The sequence below is a fragment of the Streptomyces sp. NPDC048002 genome, assembly GCF_040653275.1.
Taxonomy (GTDB): Bacteria; Actinomycetota; Actinomycetes; order Streptomycetales; family Streptomycetaceae; genus Streptomyces.
In genome coordinates, this window is the sequence record NZ_JBEZNL010000004.1 from 48,979 (window position 1) to 65,921 (window position 16,943).

The following is a 16,943-nucleotide window of genomic DNA, read 5'->3' on the forward strand; positions in this document are numbered from 1 at the left end:
TGCCGCGGCACTAGCCTCGCCGCGACGACCGGTCGCCGCGGGCGAACGCGCGGCGGTAGGAGCGGGGCGGGACGCCTCGGCGGCGCACGAACTGCTCGCGCAGCACGGACGCACTGCCGTACCCGACCCGGCGGGCCACTTCCTCGACCGGCAGTTCGGTGGTCTCCAGCAGTTCCTCGGCACGGCTCAGCCGCAATTCCCGCAGCCAGGCGTGCGGTGTGGTCCCGGTGGCCGCGGTGAACCGGCGCGCGAAGGACCGCTTGCTCATCACCGCCCGCCGGGCCAGCTCCACGACCGGCAGCGGCTCGTGGAGGTGCTCCCGCGCCCACGCCAGCACCTCGGCGAGCCGCTCGTCCTGACCGTCCTGAGGAACGGGCGCGGCCAGGTACTGGGTCTGTCCGCCGTCGCGGTGCGCGGGCAGCACGACATCGCGGGCGATGTGATTCGCCCGCGCGGCTCCGTGCTCGCGCCGGATCAGATGCAGACAGAGGTCGAAGCCCGCGGCCGCACCGGCACCGGTGGCGATCCGTCCCTCGTCGAGGTAGAGGGCGTCGGCCTCGACGGTGACGGTCGGGTGGGCGCGGGCGAGGAGGTCGGCGAACCGCCAGTGCGTCGTGGCCCGCAGGCCGTCGAGGAGCCCGGCGGCGGCCAGGGTGAAGGTGCCGACGCAGTGCGCGGCGACCAGGGCGCCCCGCCCGTGCGCGGCCCGCAGGGCGTCGAGGACGGCGGGTGCCGGCGGCGTACGGAACGCGGCCCCCGGCAGGACCAGGACGAGATCGGCGCCGGCCAGGCGGTCCAGCCCGTGCGTGACCGTGAGCGGTACGCCCACGTCGGTGAGGACCGATCCCGGGAGGTCTCCGCACAGGGCGAGGTCGAAGCCGGGCGCCGCCGGGCCGTGCGGCGCGAACACCTCGGCGACGATGCCGACGGCGAGCATGCCCACCCCCGGCGGGGCATAGGCGGCGACGGTCGTGAAGGGGGCGGTCACCCGCGGAGTCTGGCACATTTCCTGCGATCAGTGGCATCAGTGCCACTCGTACAGGCTCCGTCGGCTCGCAAGGATGGAGCCATGACAGAGACTCAGCTCGCCCGAAGCGCCAAGTACCAGGTCCTGACCGTGGGTTACACGCTCTCCACCGGCCCCGGAGTGGCCGCCACCGTCTCCTACGTCGCTGACGCGGACCGGCATGTGATCATCGACCCCGGCATGGTGGCGGGCCGCGACCGCATCCTCGGCCCGCTCGCCGAACTGGGCCTGGGCCCCGACGACATCACCGATGTGGTCCTCAGCCACCACCACCCCGACAACACCATGAACGTGGGGCTGTTCGGCCGGGCCCGGGTCCACGACCACAAGGCGATCTACGAGGCCGACCAGTGGACCGACCGGGACGCCGAGGGCTACGAGCTGACGCCCTCGCTGCGGTTGATCCGCACCCCCGGACACAGCCCCGAGGACATCACGCTCCTCGCGGGCACGGACACCGGTGTGGTGGCCTTCGTCGGCGATCTGTGGTGGCGGCCGGACGGACCGGCCGAGGACCCGGTGGCCCCGGACCGGGAGACCCTCAGGACCTCCCGGCTCCGGGTGCTCGACGCGGCCGACCGGATCGTCCCCGGGCACGGCCCGGAGTTCAAGGCGGACGACGCGGCGCCGCGATGACCCGAACGGGCCGGTGGGCCGGGCCACTTCCCGGTCCTCGGTGTCACGCGAAGTGGTGGATCCACCGCTGGAGCGCGGCGTGCGTGGAGTCGTCGAGCCGGCACAGGACCGCGATGGCGTCGAGGTCCCCCGGCATGGGGGCGATGCCCGCGGTGGTGAGCGCCGCGTGCAGTTCCAGACGTCGGCGGTCGGCCGGTTCGAGGGGAATCGACAGCCGGCTCGCCGGGTCGGGGGCGGGCAGCGGGTAGTCCCCGTCGACGTCCGTGCCGCCGAGAGCTGCCGACGCCGGCTCGGGAAGGTCCTCGCCCAGGCGCGCGGCGGGGAAGCGGTACGGGTCGAGGTCGTGCAGCGCCGTGGTGCCCACGGTGAAAGCCTGAAGTCCGGTCACTGGTGCCTCCTCGGTCGTGATGCGTTGGAGGGGTGGACGGGCAGGCGGGCGCGGGCAGTTGCGGCTCGGCGGTCGGTCCACCCGAATGTCCCCTACGGCATCTCGTCCTATGACAGATGAACCAACAGGCCGGGTCGCCGCCGGGATCAGGCGGAGAGCGCCCGGTGGAGGGCGTCGAGACCGTCGCGGTAGATCCCGGCGAAGAGGGACTCGGCCTCGCCGTCGCTCACACCGTCCGGGGTGAACCGCCCCGACCACTGGACCTCGGCGAGGTCCTCGCGGCCGGGTACGGCGTGGACCCGGAGGGTGGAGAGGTAGCCGGTGACGGGGAACGGCGCTTCGAGGATCGCGTACGTGTAGTGGCGCTCGGTCTCGTTGAACGCGATGAGACGTTCGATGATCGTGTCCCCCTCGGGGTTGGTGAGCCGGCGGATCCGGCCGCCTTCGAGAGCGGTGCTCTCGGGGATGTACGGGAGCCAGTCGGGCAGGGCGTCGAAGCCGCCGACGAGGTCCCAGACGTGCTGGGGCGAGGCGGGCAGGACGCGGCTGACGGACGTGGAGGCCATGGTGTCTCTCCTGGGGCGATGCTGGTGGGGCTGGTGGGGCTGGTGGGGCTCAGGCGTTGTTCGGGAGCGGGGCGGCGGCGCTGACCAGGCCGGCTGCTCGGAGGTCGGTCCAGAAGGCGGCCGGGATGCTCTCGGTGAGTGCGGCGGTGTCCTCGGCGATGCGGCTCGGGCGGGTGGCACCGGGGATGACCGCGGCGGAGGCCGGATGGGCGAGGGAGAACTGGAGCGCGGCGGCCTTGATGCCGACGCCGTGCCGGGCGGCGAGCGCCTTGAGCCTGCCGACACGCTCGACGATCCCGGCCGGGGCCTGCTGGTACTCGAAGTGGGTGCCGCCCGCGAGGACGCCCGAGCTGTAGGGGCCGCCGACGACCATGTCGACGTTCTGCTCCTCGGCCATGGGCAGCAGGCGCTGGAGGGCGTGGTCGTGGTCGAGGAGGGTGTACCGGCCGGCGAGGAGGAAGCCGTCGGGCCGCGGCTCGTCCAGGGCGAGGGTCAGTTCGACGGGCTCGGTGCGGTTGACGCCCAGGCCCCAAGCCTTGATGACGCCCTCGTCGCGCAGCCGGGACAGCACGCGGAAGGCGCCGGTGCGGGCCTCCTCGAACTTCTGGAGCCACTGGTCGCCGTGGAAGTCCTGGGCGATGTCGTGGACCCAGACGATGTCGAGCCGGTCGGTGCCGAGGCGCTTGAGGCTGTCCTCGACGGAGCGCTCGGTGGCGGCGGCCGTCCACTCGTGGACGATCCGGTTGGGGTTGCCGTGCTCGAAGAGCCCGCCCTTCTCGCCCAGGTCGCGGGCGGCCGGCTCGTGCTCGTCGAGGATGACCCGCCCGACCTTGGTGGAGAGTACGTAGGAGTCGCGCGGCTTGGCGGACAGGACCTCGCCCAGTCGGGTCTCGGCCAGTCCGGCGCCGTAGAAGGGGGCGGTGTCGTAGAAGCGGGTGCCGTGTTCCCAGGCCGCTTCGACGGTGGCGCGGGCCTCGTCGTCCGGGATCGCGCGGAACATGTTGCCGAGCGGGGCGGTGCCGAAGCCGAGACGGCCGGGGAGGATTTCCTTGAGGGACATGACTGCCTTCGGGGTGCGTGGCGGGTGCAGGGGGCCTGAACCCGCCGGTCGTGCGACGCCATCCATTGATTGCTGACGCGCCTTACGTGCAATGACAATACTTGCATGCGCGGGCTAATGCAAAGAGTGGCGTCCCGGTCCCGTCAGCGGCCACGCAGCGTCCTGGCCCGGAGGCCCTGTCGTGCCAGCACCCCGACCGACCTCAGGAGAGGTGGCCGTACCTCGCCCGCGAGCACGGCGCCGCCCTTGCGGCGCAGCGCTTCCAGCCGCAGCTCCTGAACGGCGACGAGCGTCGTGACGAAGGGCCGGAACTCCTCCTCGACCAGCTCGGGCAGCGCCCGGGACTCGTCGAGCGCCTTCCCCGCGAGCCCTGCCTGGGCACCGATCAGCCGGCCGACCGCCGCGAGGTCCGCCGCGGGCCCTCGCAGCTCCTCGGGCGTCAGCCCGTGCTCGGCGAGCGTCAGGCGAGGTACGCCGATCTGGCCCGCCGCGACGTCCTCGCGCAGGTCGGCGAGGTTGTCGATGCGCTGCCACCCCTCGATCAGGGCACGGCAGTGCTGCTGGAAGAGCGCGGACCGCTCGGACTCGCCCGGCGGGGCGATGAGCGAGGCCGTGAGCATCAGGGCGGGCAGGGAGTACTGGTCCACGTAGACCTGGAAGTCCTTCTCGCTCTCGAACCCGGTCCAGGCCGCCTCGACGGCCGCCCCGTCGAGGAACTCCCGCACCCGCGCGGCCAGGTGCGGATGCCGCCGCACGGTGTCGGCCAGGGCCCGGAGCGTGGGGTTCGCCGAGGGCTGTTCCAGCGCGGCGAGGACCTCGTGGCCCCACGACCGCAACGCCCGCTGCCGGAACTCCACATCACCGGAGTCGATCAACTCGTCCGTGCCGTGCATGAAGGAGACGGCCGCCATCACCGGAGGGTGGAGCCGCGCCGGAAGCAGCAGGCGCGCGGCGAGATAGGCGTGCGGGTCGAACCGCCGGACGATCCGGCGCTGGGCGTCGTAGTCCCGACGCAGCTCGGGATCCCGAATGCCGGCGCGGTCCAGGGCCACGGACCATCGCGTCATGATTCTCCTTGGCGGGTCGGGTCGGGTCGGAACGCGGGCGGTGCCGGTAGGTCGGACGCGCCGCGGGGGCGGGGCCTCAGCGGGCCATGTGGCGGTCCAGTTCCCGTGCCCGGGTGTCCAGCGCTGCCACGGCGGCCTCCGTCAAGGTGCGAGCACCGTCCGGCAGTTGGACGTCGTGCCCGGTGGCGTCCCCGACAGCTCCGGACTCCGGTGCCGGCGGCAGTACCTCGACTCCCGCCCGCCGCGCGAGCGCGACCGCCGTGGCGACGAAGCCCTCGGAGAGGGCGTGGATCACGAAGTGCCCGGTACGGCAGTGCCGTTCGACGAGGGCGCGGGTGAACTCCGCGTACCGGCGCGGGTCGATCTCCAGCGTGTCGGGGTCGCCCCAGTGTCTGCCCTGGCCGATGCCGGAGGGCAGGCCGAGTTCCGCCTCGAAGACCTCGACCTGCCGCAGGAAGAGGCGGCCCGCACCGCCCGACGGGTTCCACAACGTCTCGTCTCCGACGTCGAAGTACATGCTCATCGTGGATCCCCCGGTTCGCCGTGCCGGCAGCCCACAGTAGAAGATCGGCCGCGGTCGGGGACGGCCCCGTCCCGGATGCGAGTGCCGCCCGGTCGTGGGCAACGATCGGGCCGGTTCGGTAGTCGTACGGGGTGAGCGCGGCTTTGAGAAGGCGCGCGCACCGCCAACACCCCTTGATCCAAAGGGAGTTGGTGTCCTCAACGCATCCCGGGGAGGGGCCATGAGCCGCTGCACCGCATCATCGGACGACAGACGAGGCGGCGCGCACGACGTCGCGACACCGCCCACCCGTACCGAACGGGCCGAGCGAGCCGAACGGACCGAACGAGCCGAACGGACCGAACGAGCCGAACGGGCCGCACGGCGGTCCGCCGCGCGGTTGGCGAGCCGGGGCGCCGTGGTCGGCGCCGTCGTGGCCGCCCTGGCGGGAGTCGGCACCGCCGCCGACGCCACCCCCGGCGACCCGGTGGTCAGTGGCGCCACGGTCAACTCCGGGCGCGACGTCATCGTGGGGATCACCCAGGACGTGACGTTCCCGGTCACGGTCACCGGATCGGACGACTCCGGCCTGGCCTTCGTCGACGTGGACCTCAAGGGGCCGCACGGCGGCTTCTACACGACCGACGCGTTCTGCCAGTCCGCCACGGCCTGCACCACCGCCTTCACCGTCAACGCGCACCTGCGCCCCGGCGGCGACGACCCCGTGGACCTGGCCAACGCCAACGCCGGTACCTGGTCGGTGGACGCGCTGGTGGACGCCCACGACGGCGCCTCCGTCTTCGCCCCCGGCGTCGCCTCCTTCGCCCTCAAGCGCGCCGCACGCCTCACCGTCAACGCCGCGCCGGAACCCGTCGCCAAGGGCGCCGCCATCACCGTCACCGGGAAGCTCGTCCGGGCCAACTGGGACACCTACCGGTACGCGGGTTACACCGGCCGGGCCGTCAAACTCCAGTTCCGCCCCAAGGGCAGCGACACCTACACCACCGTCGCCACCGTGAACACGAACGGCACCGGCAACCTGCGCGCCACGGTGAAGGCCGTGAAGGACGGTTACTGGCGCTGGAACTTCGGCGGAACCACCACCACCGGACCGGCCAAGGCCGCCGGCGACTACGTCGACGTACGCCCCTGACCGAGCGGGCGGGCGAGCGGGGCGTGGCGTGCCCCGCTCCGCCTCACCGGTGCGCGGAGATCCGCGCGCTCACCACTCGGCGACGAGGGGCGCCTCCGGCTCGTGCTGCCGCCAGGCTTCGGTGAGGCGGGCCAGGCGGGCGGGCGCGGCGATACCGCGCACCGTGGCGATCCGGTCGTCGACCAGGTCGAACGTGACGGAGCCGGAGACCTTGTCGCCGATGACGAACAGCAGGGCGGGGGCGCCGTTCACGAGCGCGTAGTGGACGGCGGGCGTACCGCCGGCCAGGCGTCGCTTCGCGGGCGTCGACTTGAAACCGGCGCGCGCGACCGCCGCGATGCGCTGCGCCGTGTCGTACCGCAGCAGCTTCTCGGTCAGTCCGGCGCCGTCCGAGATGGCGGTCGCGTCGTCGGTGAGCAAGGCCACCAGCCGCTCGGTGCGGCCCGAGGAGGCCGCGGCGAGGAACTCCTCCACGATCCGGCGGGCGGACGCCGGATCGGTCGCGGCACCTTGGCGCGCGGCGGTGACGCGGCGCCGGGCCCGATGGAGGTGCTGCTGGCTCGCGGACTCGGTGATGTCGAGGATCTCCGCGATCTCGCCGTGGCTGTAGGAGAACGCCTCGCGTAGCACGTACACCGCGCGCTCCTGCGGCGACAGCCGCTCCATGAGGGTCAGCACGGCCAGCGACACCGACTCGCGCTGCTCGAAGGTGTCGGCGGGACCGAGCATCGGGTCGCCGTCGAGGAGGGGCTCGGGAAGCCAGGCGCCCGCGGTGCGTTCACGGCGCGCCTGCGCCGAGCGGAGCCGGTCCAGGCACAGGTTGGTGACGACTTTCGTCAGCCACGCCTCCGGCACCCTGATCCGCTGCCGGTCCGCCGCCTGCCAGTGCAGGAACGCGTCCTGCGCGGCGTCCTCGGCGTCGGCGGCGGAGCCCAGCAGCCGGTAGGCCAGCGAGGCCAGGCGGTTCCGGTTGGCCTCGAACCGGCTGGTGTCGAAGCGATCGGCGACAGTCTCGTCCACGTGGATCACCCTAGGCAGTTCGCGGGTCGTTACGCGACCGCCTTCTCCGCGGTCCGCTGCGGCTCGGCGGCCAGGCGGTGCTTGCGCCTGGGCAGGCCGAAGGTCGGGTGGGAGTTGGCCCACAGCGACATCCTGAGAATGCCCGCCTTGATGCGCGCGGCCTTCCGCCCGCCCATGTACTTGGGCTTCGCCCGTCCCTCGGCGTCGACCATCTGGATAATGCCGTCCAGCCGCCCGAGGCTGATGTGGTTGCCCAGGTACTCCAGCTTGGTGTGCGCGGCCTTGCGGCCGGTCAGCTCTCCGAGGACGGCGGCCGTGGCCCGCAGGGCGGTGTATCCGGCGGAGGCGCAGGACATCGGCAGGGGGTGGCCGTTGTCACCGACCGCGTGGGCGCTGTCGCCGACGGCGTAGATGTCCGGGTGCGACACCGAGCGCATGGAACCGTCGACGACGACCCGGCCCTCCTCGGTCACCTCCAGCCCGCCGGCGGCGGCGAGCGGGCCGACGGTGAAGCCGGCCGTCCACACCGTCGCGTCGGACGCCAGAACGGTGCCGTCGGCACACAGCACCCGCTCGGCCTCGACGGATTCGACGACCGTGTGCTCCACGACGGCGACCCCCAGCCGGTCGCAGGCCCGGCGGAGGTGGTCGCGGGCCCCGGCGGAGAGCCGGGCGCCCAGCTCGCCGCGGGCGATCAGCGTCACCGACAGGCCGGGGCGGGCCTCGGCGATCTCGGTGGCGGTCTCGATACCGGTCAGACCGTCGCCGACGACCAGGACGGCGCCGCCCCGGCCGAGGCCGTCCAGACGCTCGCGCAGGCGCAGCGCGGAGGGCCGGGCGGCCACGTCGAAGGCGTGCTCGGCCACACCGGGGACACCGTGGTCGGCGCCGCGGCTGCCGAGGGCGTAGAACAGCGTGTCGTAGCCGAGCTCGGCACCGCCGTCCGTGTCCGCCACGGCGACGGTCCGCCGCTCGGGGTCGACGGCGGTGACCCGGGCCACCCGCAGCCGTACCGGAGTTCCCGCGAAGACCTCGGTCAGTCGCGGAGCGGCGATCTCCCGGCCGGCCGCCAGCTGGTGCAGACGCAGCCGCTGGACGAAGTCCGGCTCGGCGTTGACCACGGTGATCTCGGTGTCGGCCGGGGACAGCCGGCGGGCCAGCAGTCCGGCCGCGGCGCAACCTGCGTAGCCGGCGCCGAGGACGACGATGCGGTGCTTCATGGGTTTCTCCCGTCGGTTCGCTCGCTGTCTGCGGGTTGAGCGGGACAGCGCCCCGATTCCTGACAGGAATGGCGTGTGACGTGGGTCACATGGTCGTCCGAGGGGTGCTCGATGCTTGTCAACGTCACTGACAACGGCTTTGGTCAAGAGTTGGATCCCGTACGTCTCCCGTTCGGGAAAGACGCTCGCCGGGCGGGTGTGCGGCGCCGTACGTTCTCGTCATGAGCGATCACGTGGATGTTCCTGTCATGCCTGTTCCGGCGTATGAACCCCCGTACTACGCGGCTGTGTTCGTCGCGGTCCGCACCGGGGAGCAGAGTGGCTACGGCGAGACCAATGAACGGATGGAGGAACTGGTGAAGGACGTCCCGGGCTACCTGGGGATGGACTTCGCCCAGACTCCCGGAGGACTCGGCATCAGCGTCGGCTACTTCCGCGACGGCGATGCCCTGAGCCGGTGGCGTACGGACGCCGAGCACCGCGCGGCCCAGCGGCGAGGGCGGGCGGAGTGGTACGAGAGCTACACGCTGCATGTCGCGAAGGTGGAGCGGAGTCACGGGTTCGTGCGGGCGGAGGGGTCGGAGGGGTCGGACGGGTCGGACGGGTCGGAGGGGGTGGCCGAAGGCTGAACGGCCTTCTGTCGAAGTGTGGTTCAGCGCCCCGTACGCAACCGCTGTTAGCGTGAGTCCCTCGACGGCGGGGGCGGAGCGCAGCGCGATGACATCGGACACGTTCAGGATCGGCGGCGAACTCGGCGTGCGGCGGCTCGGGTTCGGGGCCATGCGCCTTCCGACCGAGCCCGCCGACGACCGCGAGAGGGCGGTCGCGGTGGCCCGGCGGGCGGTCGAACTGGGCATTACCCTCATCGACACCGCCCACCTGTACGGAGGCGGGGCCAATGAGGAACTCCTGGCCGAGGCCCTGCACCCCTATCCGGACGAGCTGCTGATCACCACCAAGGTGGGTGTCGCGAGGACGGGACCCGGCGGTGACTGGCGGCTGGACGGGCGGCCGGAGATCCTGCGTGACCAGGTCGAACAGGCTCTGCACCGGCTCCGCGTCGAACGGATCGAGCTGCTGCAACTGCACCGCATCGATCCGGAGACCCCGCTCGCCGAACAACTGGGCGCACTGCGCGAGCTCCAGGACGAGGGCAGGATCGGCCGGCTCGGCCTGTCCGAGGTCACGGTCGACGAACTCCGGCGGGCCCGCGAGATCGTCGAGGTCGTCAGTGTGCAGAACCGGTACAACCTCCTCGACCGCGAGCACGAGCCCGTACTCGCCGCCTGCGAGGCGGCGGGCATCGCGTTCCTGCCCTGGCGGCCGGTCGCGTGGGGAAACGCGGGGGAGCGGGCCGAGATCGCCGCCGTGGCGGCCGAGTCCGGTGCCACACCCACCCAGGTCGCCCTCGCCTGGCTGCTCGCCCGCTCACCGGTCGTCCTCCCGATCCCCGGCACCGCCCGGATCAGCCACCTGGAGGAGAACCTCGCCGCGGAGGGCGTCCGGCTGACCGAGGCGCAGTACCAGCGCCTGGACCGGCTGAGCGAGCCGACGTAGGGGTCCGGCGGGTCACCCGGAGCGCTCCATGCAGACCAGGTCGCCGCGCTCGTCCCACGAGTCCGTGACGGCGAAGCCGAACCGTTCGTACAGCGCGATGGCCGCCGTCCGCCACTTCCACACCGACAGCCGCACGGTGTCCGCGCCGCTCTCCGCGCTCTGCGCGAGTGCCGCGGAGAGCAGGTCCGAGGCGATGCCCCGGCCCCGGAACGCCGGGTCCGTCCAGAGTCTCTTGATCTCCGACCGGCCGTCGGCGGGCGCGGTCACCACCAGGCAGCCCACCGCGGCACCCCCGCACCGAGCCACCAGCACGACATCGTCGGCGAACGCCGACCGCGGGTCCGAGATCTCCGCCCGGTAGCGGTCCGGCAGCGCCTCCGCGCCGGCGACGGCCGCCCCCTTCTCGGCCTCCGTCCGCAGGTGGTAGGCGGCCAGCAGCCCGGTCAGCCCGTCCTCCCCGGAAACGGCCCGGCCCGGTCGGCGAACGACGGACACCTCGCGTTGATCGGTCATGGCCCCAGCATCACACGGCGCGACAGGCGTCCCGGCCCACTCCGCGCCGCTCCGGCAGTCGTATGGGACGGGTTGATTTATGGTGATTCAAGGAGGATGCCCCTACCGGAGGTGCAATGATGCGCGCCACGGCAGCGACCGTCTCTTTTGCTGTCGGCATGGCGCTGCTCGTCGCGACAGCGGCTTGTGATCAGGGCGGGTCGAAGTCCGCGGAGGCCAAGTACGGCGACTGCCCGGTGTCGGGGAAGTACGGAGAGTTCGATCTGTCACCCGAGACGGCGGGCGCCCTGACGGTGAAGACGACCCTTCCGGCGCCCGGCTGGTGGAACGGGTACACCCCGGCGTCCGTCAAGAGCGGCTACGAGTACTGCATGGCCGCCAACATCGCCTACCGGTCCGGACTGGACCGGGTGAAGGTGGAGAACGCCCCCTTCCCCGAGGTCGTCTCCGGCCGCACCGACGACTTCGACCTGGCCCTCGCGCAGATCACGATCACTCCGGCACGGAGGGAGGTCGCCGCCTTCTCCCCGCCCTACCTCTCCTCGACCCTGGGCGTCCTGATCAGGGACGGCGAGACGATCAACGCGGAGAACCTCCGGGAGGTCCGGATCGGAGTCGCCGAGGGCACCACGGGTGAGGAGTTCGTCGAGAACCGCCTGAAGCCGACCAAGCCGGTCACCGCCTTCGCCAACGACCCGGAGATGGTCACGGCCCTGGAGGACGGGCGCATCGACGCGGTCGTCCACGACACGACCATCCTGCTGGCGTACCCCCAGGACGCCGAACGCAAGGTGCGCATCGTCGGTCAGTACCGGACCGACCAGGGCTACGGCGCCCTGTATCCGAAGGGGTCGCCGAACAAGGCGGAACTGGACCGGATCATCAGGCAGCTGATCGACGACGGGACGCTCGCCAAACTCTCGGCCGTCTATCTGGGCGCCGCCTTCGGCCAGGACCCGGCCAAGATCCCGTACCTGAAGGTCGAGGACGGCAGCTGAGCGCCCCGCCGCGCCGCTCCCGCTTCACAGTTCCGCCATCAGCAGCGCTCCCAGCTCCCCGGCGGCCCCGCCGTCGAGCGCCTGCTCGGCCCAGATGATCTTCCCTCGGTCGGTGTACCGGGTCCCCCAGCGGCGGGACATCTGCGCGACGAGAAACAGGCCACGGCCGCCCTCGTCGGTGAAGGCGGCGCGCCGCAGGTGGGGGGAGGTGCTGGTGCCGTCACTGACCTCACAGATCAGGCTGTCGCGGTCGTGCAGCAGGCGCAGCCCGATGGGGCTCGCCCCGTACCGGATGGCGTTGGTCACCAGCTCGCTGAGGATCAGCTCGGTCGTGAAGGCGGCCTCGCCGAGCCCCCAGGTCTCCAGCTTGCGGGTGGCATCGGCGCGGATCCGCGGGACGGCGGCCGGGTCCGCGGGCACCTCCCACTCCGCGATGTGCGCCGGGTCGAGCAGCCGGGTGCGGGCCACGAGCAGGGCCACGTCGTCCCCCGCCCTGGTCCGCAGCATGGCGTCCAGGACGACCCGGCAGGTGTCGTCGGGACCGGCGCCGCGGGTACGGGTGAGAGCCTCCCGCAGCATGTCGAGGCCGACGTCGATGTCGCGGCCCCGGGCCTCCACCAGACCGTCGGTGTAGAGGACGAGCCTGCTGTCCGCGGCCAGGGTCAGCTCGGCCGTCTCGACCGGGAGTCCGCCTCCCACGCCGAGCGGCGGGGCCACGGGGATGTCCGGGAAGCTCACGGTGCCGTCGGGTGCCACCAGCGCCGGACCGGGGTGGCCGGCCCGGGCCAGCACGCAGCGCCCGGAGACCGGGTCGTAGACCGCGTACAGGCAGGTGGCGCCGCTGACGGTGTCGGTCTTGCCCTGGGCGGCCGCGTCCTGGTCGATCCGGGTGATCAGCTCGTCCAGGTGCGCGAGGAGCTCGTCCGGTGCCAGGTCGAGGGCGGCGAAGTTGTGCACCGCGGTGCGCAGGCGGCCCATCGTCGCGGCGGCGTGCAGCCCGTGCCCGACGACGTCCCCGACCACCAGGGCCACCCGGGCGCCCGGGAGCGGGATGACGTCGTACCAGTCGCCCCCCACGCCCGCCTGGGCGGGCAGGTACCGGTGTCCGACGTCCAGGGCGGACAGCTCCGGGAACGACCCGGGCAGCAGGCTGCGCTGGAGGGTCACGGCCGTGGTGTGCTCGCGGGTGTAGCGGCGCGCGTTGTCGATGCAGACGGCCGCGCGGGCGGCGAGTTCCTCGGCGGGGGAGAGGTCGTCCGCTTCGAACGGGTCCTGTGCCGAGCGCCAGAACTCCACGACACCGAGCAATTGCCCTCGGGCCTGGAGCGGCACCGAGATCATGGAGTGGATTCCGTAGTCGATCACCCGCTGGGCCTGCGTCGGGTCCTGGGCCCGCCATCCGCCGGCGGCCGCCAGATGGGTCACCAGGATCGGCCGGCCGGTCGACATGGCGATGGTCACGGGGTTGTCCGGTACGTAGCGCACCAGCTTCCCGACGCGGTGCAGGGGGGCGTCGTCGCGGATGCCGGCGGCCGCGATGCGCCGCATCTCCAGATCGGCCCCGGTCGGCTCGTCCCCGAGCAGGACGGGTTCCACCAGCTCCACGGTGGCGAAGTCGGCGAACCGCGGGACCGCCACCTCGGTCAGTTCCTCGGCGGTGCGGTGCATGTCGAGGGTGGTGCCGATCCGGGTGCTGGCCTCGTAGATCAGCTGGAGCCGCCCGCCGGCCACGTCCGCCTTGCCCGCGAGGGCGCGCAGCTCCGTGGTGTCCCGGAAGGTGGCCACGCTGCCTCCCCTCGGAGTCACCGGCCGTACGTTCACCGCCAGCAGGGTGTCCCCGGCGAGGAAGACCTTGTCCGTGGCCGGGCGCCCCGAGACCAGCAGCCCGGCCAGGTCCTGGCTCAGTCCCAGTCCGGTGACCGGCCTGCCCTCGGCCCGCGGCGGCAGCGCGAGGAGCCGGCGCGCCTCGTCGTTGACCAGGAGCAGCGTTCCGTCGCCGTCCAGGATGAGCACGCCTTCGCGTACGGCGTGCAGCACCGCGTCGTGGTGCTCGTACATGCGGGTCATCTCCACCGGCCCGAGGCCCCGGGTCTGCCGGCGCAGACGCCCGCTGACCAGCGCCGACCCGCCGGCGGCCAGCAGCAGGGCGACCCCGCCGGCGGCGAAGATCACCGGCAGCTGGTGCTCCACCACGCTGGTCACCTTGTCGACCGTGACGCCCACGGTGACCAGACCGACGGCGGTCCCGTCCGCGTCGAAGACGGCCACCGTCGAGTCGACCGCCTTGCCCAGGCTGCTGTCGAAGGTGGTCTGGTGGGGCTCACCCTCCAGTGCCTCGCCGTAGGAGGTGGAGACGTGCTTGCCGATCTGGTCGGGGTCCGGGTGGGTCCAGCGGAAGCCGTAGGGGCTCAGCGCCACCACGTAGTCGACACCGGTCTCCTTGCGGACCGCCTCGGCATGGGGCTGGAGCGCCGCCGTCGGGTCGTCGCTCGTCATCGCCTCCGCCGTGCCCGGCGCGTTCGCGAAGGTCTCCGCCGCCACCAGCGACCGGTCGCCGGCCTCCTGGATTGCCCGGTTGCGGTCCTGGATCACGAGGAGGATCAGGGCCGTGGAGATGAGCAGCAGGACGACCACCAGCTGGGCCAGGAACACCTGACCGGCGACCGTGCGCGGCCTCAGCCGCGCCAGCAGGCGCCGCCCGGCCGAGTCATGACGGGGCTCCGGGCCGGTCTCCGGCGGCACGGCCTTGGGCTGCACGCGGTCACCCCGTCGGATCGACGGGGGAGATTGCCCAAGTTTGCCCATTTTCTCAGTATCGGTGACCGGACCGGCGGGCGCGGCTCAGGGCGGGGCCGCACCCTCCGCCGTACGACAGCTCAGTCGAGGTACTCGCAGAGGTACGCGGTGTCGACCGCGACCCGGAGCTGGAACCTGCTGTCGGCCGACACCGAGAACCTGCTGCCGGCCCGGAACTCCTCCCAGGTCTCGGCGCCGGGCAGCCGCACCGTCAGGGCGCCGGAGACCACGTGCATGACCTCCCGCTTGCCGGTACCGAACTCGTACTCCCCGGGAGCCATGACACCGACGGTCGCCGGGCCGCTCCCGCCGGTGAAGGCGATCGACTTGACCGTGCCGTCGAAGTACTCGTTGACCTGGAACATGGGCATCCTCCGGAGAACTGGACAGGGAGTCGCCGACCTGCCGTGCCGGCGCCCGGCCGGGCGATGCTAACGGCAACGATCACGGTCCGGCGCCGACGTTCCACGCAGCGGGACGCCACCGCGGCACGGCGCCCATAGGTGACAGGGCGGCGCGGTGGGTCCGTGGCCCGGCGTGTGCGCGGTGGTTCCGCTCGGTCCGTGGGTTTCGTGACCGGCGCTGTCGGCCCGTCGTTGGGGTCCTGGGTGCCGCACGTGGCGGCACCACCTCACGGAGGGGTGGGACATACCGGGTGACGACGTCCAGCGACACTCCGACCGTTCCGCCGGGACTGTCCGACGACGCGTCGGCCGAGGCGTCCGCGAGGGGGCCGGTGCCCCGTGGTGAGGCGCGCGGGGCCCGGCTGCTCAGTGACGTCGGCGAGCCGCGGAACTGGATGCTCGTCCTCACCCCGCTGTTCGGCTGGCGCGCGGCCGGTCCGGCCGGCCTGGGCTGGGCGATGTTCGCCGCGGTGTTCACGGCGGTGCTGCCCACGCTGATCCTCCACCTCGGTGAGCGGCGCCGGTGGTGGCACGACCGGCGGATGCGGCGCCGGCAGGACCGCCTGCTCGCGGCCCCCGCCGTACTGACCTCCGTCCTCGCCGGTGCCGTGCCGCTGTACGTCTACGAGGCTCCCGTACCGGTGTCGGCGTTCGTGACGGCCATGGTCGCCGTCCTGCTCGCCCTGCTGCCGGTCACCTTCCTCTGGAAGGTGTCGGTGCACTCGGCCGTCGCTTCCGGCGCCCTCGCCGTCCTGGCGGCGGAGTTCGGCCCCTGGGCGCTGGTCACCGCCCCTTTGGTGGTGCTGATCGGCTGGTCCCGTGTCCGGCTGCGCTGCCACACCCCGGGACAGGTCGCAGTGGGGCTGTTGATCGGCGCGGCGGTCGGCGCGCCCGTCCACGCGATCCTCAGCCGATAAGGCAACCAGCCTCGCAGGCAGAGGAGTTGGTCACTTGTCGCGCTCCACGCTCCACACCGGCAGCAGCTCGAAGAAGGCGACCGCGTCCTCCCGCCAGCGCGGTCGCCACTCGGAGGCCACCGCGGACGCCATCCGCGCGTACCGGCGCATGTCGTCGCGCAGGCGGTCCGCCACGCCACGGCCCTCACCGATCTCCCTGATGGCGGCGATCGTCTCGGCCGGGCAGGTCGCGTCGCCGAACGCGGCCTCCACCGTGCGGCGTTCGGCCCCGTCGACCGTCGCCAGCAGGGCGTCGACGGTGTAACTGCGCTTGCCGTCACGGATGTCGGTACCGGTCGCCTTGCCCAGCCTGTCCGGGTCCCCGAACAGGTCCAGGTAGTCGTCGCGCATCGTCTCGCTGATCCCGGCCAGCCGCGCGTACTCGCGCAGTTCCTTCTCGAAGCGGCCCGGCTGTTCCCCCGCTGCCAGCAGCCCCAGCTGAATCGGCGCGAGGATCGAGTAGCGGGCGGCCTTGTAGTCCGCCACGGAGTGCAGCACGTCCGCCCCCGGAGCGGGCATGAAGTCCCGTTCCACGTCCATGATCTGCCCCATGAAGGTGTCGGCCGCGGCGCGCGTCTGCACCTCGACCATGGCCTGCCGCACCGCCGTCGGCGCGTTCGCCGCGAGGAGGACGCGCAGGGAGAGAGCCAGGGCGAGATCGCCCGCGAGTACGGTCAGACCGACGGCCGTGCGGGGACGGTCGGGGAACGCCTCGCGGTAGGCGTAGTAGGTGGAGGGGCCGCCGCGGCGGACCGGGCCGTCGTCGATGAGGTCGTCGTGGATCAGGCCGGAGATGTGCAGCAGTTCGACACTCAGCGCGGCGGCGTCCAGGCCCTCGACCGGCGCGTCGGTCACCAGACGGGCGGCCTCGTTGACCAGTACGACGCGCAGCCGCTTCCCGCCCCGCAACGAGATGTCCCGCAGCAGCCCGAGGCAGTCCGGGGTGAAGCGGCTGAACGCCGGCACGTCCAGGGCGGCGCCCAGGGTGTCGAAGTACTCCTCGAACAGGGCGTTGAAGTGGCGCTCGTACCCGGCGACTCGGCCCAGTACTTGTTCGGACATCGCAGTTGTTCTCCGTTC

18 protein-coding genes are annotated in these 16,943 nt (G+C 72.4%); 6 read left to right on the top strand and 12 right to left on the bottom strand.

The window, feature by feature from the left end; translation table 11 throughout:
• Positions 1 to 10 precede the first annotated feature (10 nt).
• Positions 11 to 937 carry a helix-turn-helix domain-containing protein gene (locus AB0E07_RS07700; RefSeq protein WP_362247741.1) on the bottom strand — a complete coding sequence of 309 codons (927 nt, stop codon included), beginning with the start codon at positions 935 to 937 and terminating at the stop codon, positions 11 to 13.
• A 132-nt stretch (positions 938 to 1,069) separates the two neighbouring features.
• Between AB0E07_RS07700 and AB0E07_RS07705 the strand changes: the two genes are divergently transcribed.
• The gene (locus AB0E07_RS07705; RefSeq protein WP_362247426.1) at positions 1,070 to 1,663 is read left to right on the top strand and encodes an MBL fold metallo-hydrolase; all 594 of its coding nucleotides are present in this window, start codon (positions 1,070 to 1,072) and stop codon (positions 1,661 to 1,663) included.
• A 43-nt stretch (positions 1,664 to 1,706) separates the two neighbouring features.
• Here the strand turns inward: AB0E07_RS07705 and AB0E07_RS07710 are convergent, their stop codons facing one another.
• From AB0E07_RS07710 to AB0E07_RS07730, 5 genes are all read right to left on the bottom strand, one after another.
• On the bottom strand, positions 1,707 to 2,051 hold the full coding sequence (locus AB0E07_RS07710) for a hypothetical protein (protein WP_362247427.1): 345 nt from the start codon (positions 2,049 to 2,051) through the stop codon (positions 1,707 to 1,709).
• 146 nt (positions 2,052 to 2,197) lie between these two features.
• Positions 2,198 to 2,617, bottom strand: a complete 420-nt coding sequence (locus AB0E07_RS07715) for an SRPBCC family protein (protein WP_362247428.1) — start codon at positions 2,615 to 2,617, stop codon at positions 2,198 to 2,200.
• Between the two features lie 49 nt (positions 2,618 to 2,666).
• Positions 2,667 to 3,677 (bottom strand): aldo/keto reductase, encoded by a 1,011-nt coding sequence (locus AB0E07_RS07720; RefSeq protein WP_362247429.1) that lies wholly within the window; start codon positions 3,675 to 3,677, stop codon positions 2,667 to 2,669.
• Between the two features lie 143 nt (positions 3,678 to 3,820).
• A complete protein-coding gene (locus AB0E07_RS07725) occupies positions 3,821 to 4,744 on the bottom strand; it encodes a squalene/phytoene synthase family protein (RefSeq protein ID WP_362247430.1) in 924 nt (307 codons plus the stop codon).
• Between the two features lie 76 nt (positions 4,745 to 4,820).
• Positions 4,821 to 5,267, bottom strand: a complete 447-nt coding sequence (locus AB0E07_RS07730; RefSeq protein ID WP_362247431.1) for a DUF6086 family protein — start codon at positions 5,265 to 5,267, stop codon at positions 4,821 to 4,823.
• 220 nt (positions 5,268 to 5,487) lie between these two features.
• On the opposite strand from AB0E07_RS07730, the gene AB0E07_RS07735 reads away from it, so the two are divergent.
• Positions 5,488 to 6,399 carry a calcium-binding protein gene (locus AB0E07_RS07735; RefSeq protein ID WP_362247432.1) on the top strand — a complete coding sequence of 304 codons (912 nt, stop codon included), beginning with the start codon at positions 5,488 to 5,490 and terminating at the stop codon, positions 6,397 to 6,399.
• Between the two features lie 69 nt (positions 6,400 to 6,468).
• Here the strand turns inward: AB0E07_RS07735 and AB0E07_RS07740 are convergent, their stop codons facing one another.
• Together AB0E07_RS07740 and AB0E07_RS07745 are read right to left on the bottom strand one after the other, a co-directional pair.
• The gene (locus AB0E07_RS07740) at positions 6,469 to 7,419 is read right to left on the bottom strand and encodes a sigma-70 family RNA polymerase sigma factor (RefSeq protein WP_362247433.1); all 951 of its coding nucleotides are present in this window, start codon (positions 7,417 to 7,419) and stop codon (positions 6,469 to 6,471) included.
• A 29-nt stretch (positions 7,420 to 7,448) separates the two neighbouring features.
• Positions 7,449 to 8,639 (bottom strand): FAD-dependent oxidoreductase, encoded by a 1,191-nt coding sequence (locus AB0E07_RS07745; RefSeq protein ID WP_362247434.1) that lies wholly within the window; start codon positions 8,637 to 8,639, stop codon positions 7,449 to 7,451.
• A gap of 221 nt (positions 8,640 to 8,860) precedes the next feature.
• Between AB0E07_RS07745 and AB0E07_RS07750 the strand changes: the two genes are divergently transcribed.
• Complete coding sequence (locus tag AB0E07_RS07750; RefSeq protein ID WP_362247435.1) at positions 8,861 to 9,268, top strand: antibiotic biosynthesis monooxygenase; 408 nt, start codon at positions 8,861 to 8,863, stop codon at positions 9,266 to 9,268.
• A gap of 88 nt (positions 9,269 to 9,356) precedes the next feature.
• Positions 9,357 to 10,196, top strand: a complete 840-nt coding sequence (locus AB0E07_RS07755; RefSeq protein WP_362247436.1) for an aldo/keto reductase — start codon at positions 9,357 to 9,359, stop codon at positions 10,194 to 10,196.
• 12 nt (positions 10,197 to 10,208) lie between these two features.
• Here the strand turns inward: AB0E07_RS07755 and AB0E07_RS07760 are convergent, their stop codons facing one another.
• Entirely contained in the window at positions 10,209 to 10,709 is a 501-nt protein-coding gene (locus AB0E07_RS07760) for a GNAT family N-acetyltransferase (RefSeq protein ID WP_362247437.1), read from the bottom strand.
• 119 nt (positions 10,710 to 10,828) lie between these two features.
• Here AB0E07_RS07760 and AB0E07_RS07765 point away from each other — a divergent pair, with 119 nt between their 5' ends.
• Positions 10,829 to 11,707 carry an ABC transporter substrate-binding protein gene (locus AB0E07_RS07765; protein ID WP_362247438.1) on the top strand — a complete coding sequence of 293 codons (879 nt, stop codon included), beginning with the start codon at positions 10,829 to 10,831 and terminating at the stop codon, positions 11,705 to 11,707.
• A gap of 24 nt (positions 11,708 to 11,731) precedes the next feature.
• Here the strand turns inward: AB0E07_RS07765 and AB0E07_RS07770 are convergent, their stop codons facing one another.
• Both AB0E07_RS07770 and AB0E07_RS07775 read right to left on the bottom strand, forming a co-directional pair.
• Positions 11,732 to 14,464 carry a SpoIIE family protein phosphatase gene (locus AB0E07_RS07770; RefSeq protein ID WP_362247439.1) on the bottom strand — a complete coding sequence of 911 codons (2,733 nt, stop codon included), beginning with the start codon at positions 14,462 to 14,464 and terminating at the stop codon, positions 11,732 to 11,734.
• Between the two features lie 119 nt (positions 14,465 to 14,583).
• Entirely contained in the window at positions 14,584 to 14,868 is a 285-nt protein-coding gene (locus AB0E07_RS07775) for a pyrimidine/purine nucleoside phosphorylase (protein ID WP_362247440.1), read from the bottom strand.
• Between the two features lie 290 nt (positions 14,869 to 15,158).
• Between AB0E07_RS07775 and AB0E07_RS07780 the strand changes: the two genes are divergently transcribed.
• Complete coding sequence (locus tag AB0E07_RS07780; protein WP_362247441.1) at positions 15,159 to 15,824, top strand: hypothetical protein; 666 nt, start codon at positions 15,159 to 15,161, stop codon at positions 15,822 to 15,824.
• A gap of 30 nt (positions 15,825 to 15,854) precedes the next feature.
• Here the strand turns inward: AB0E07_RS07780 and AB0E07_RS07785 are convergent, their stop codons facing one another.
• Positions 15,855 to 16,925, bottom strand: coding sequence for a polyprenyl synthetase family protein (locus tag AB0E07_RS07785; RefSeq protein ID WP_362247442.1), 1,071 nt, complete (start codon positions 16,923 to 16,925; stop codon positions 15,855 to 15,857).
• Positions 16,926 to 16,943 lie beyond the last annotated feature (18 nt).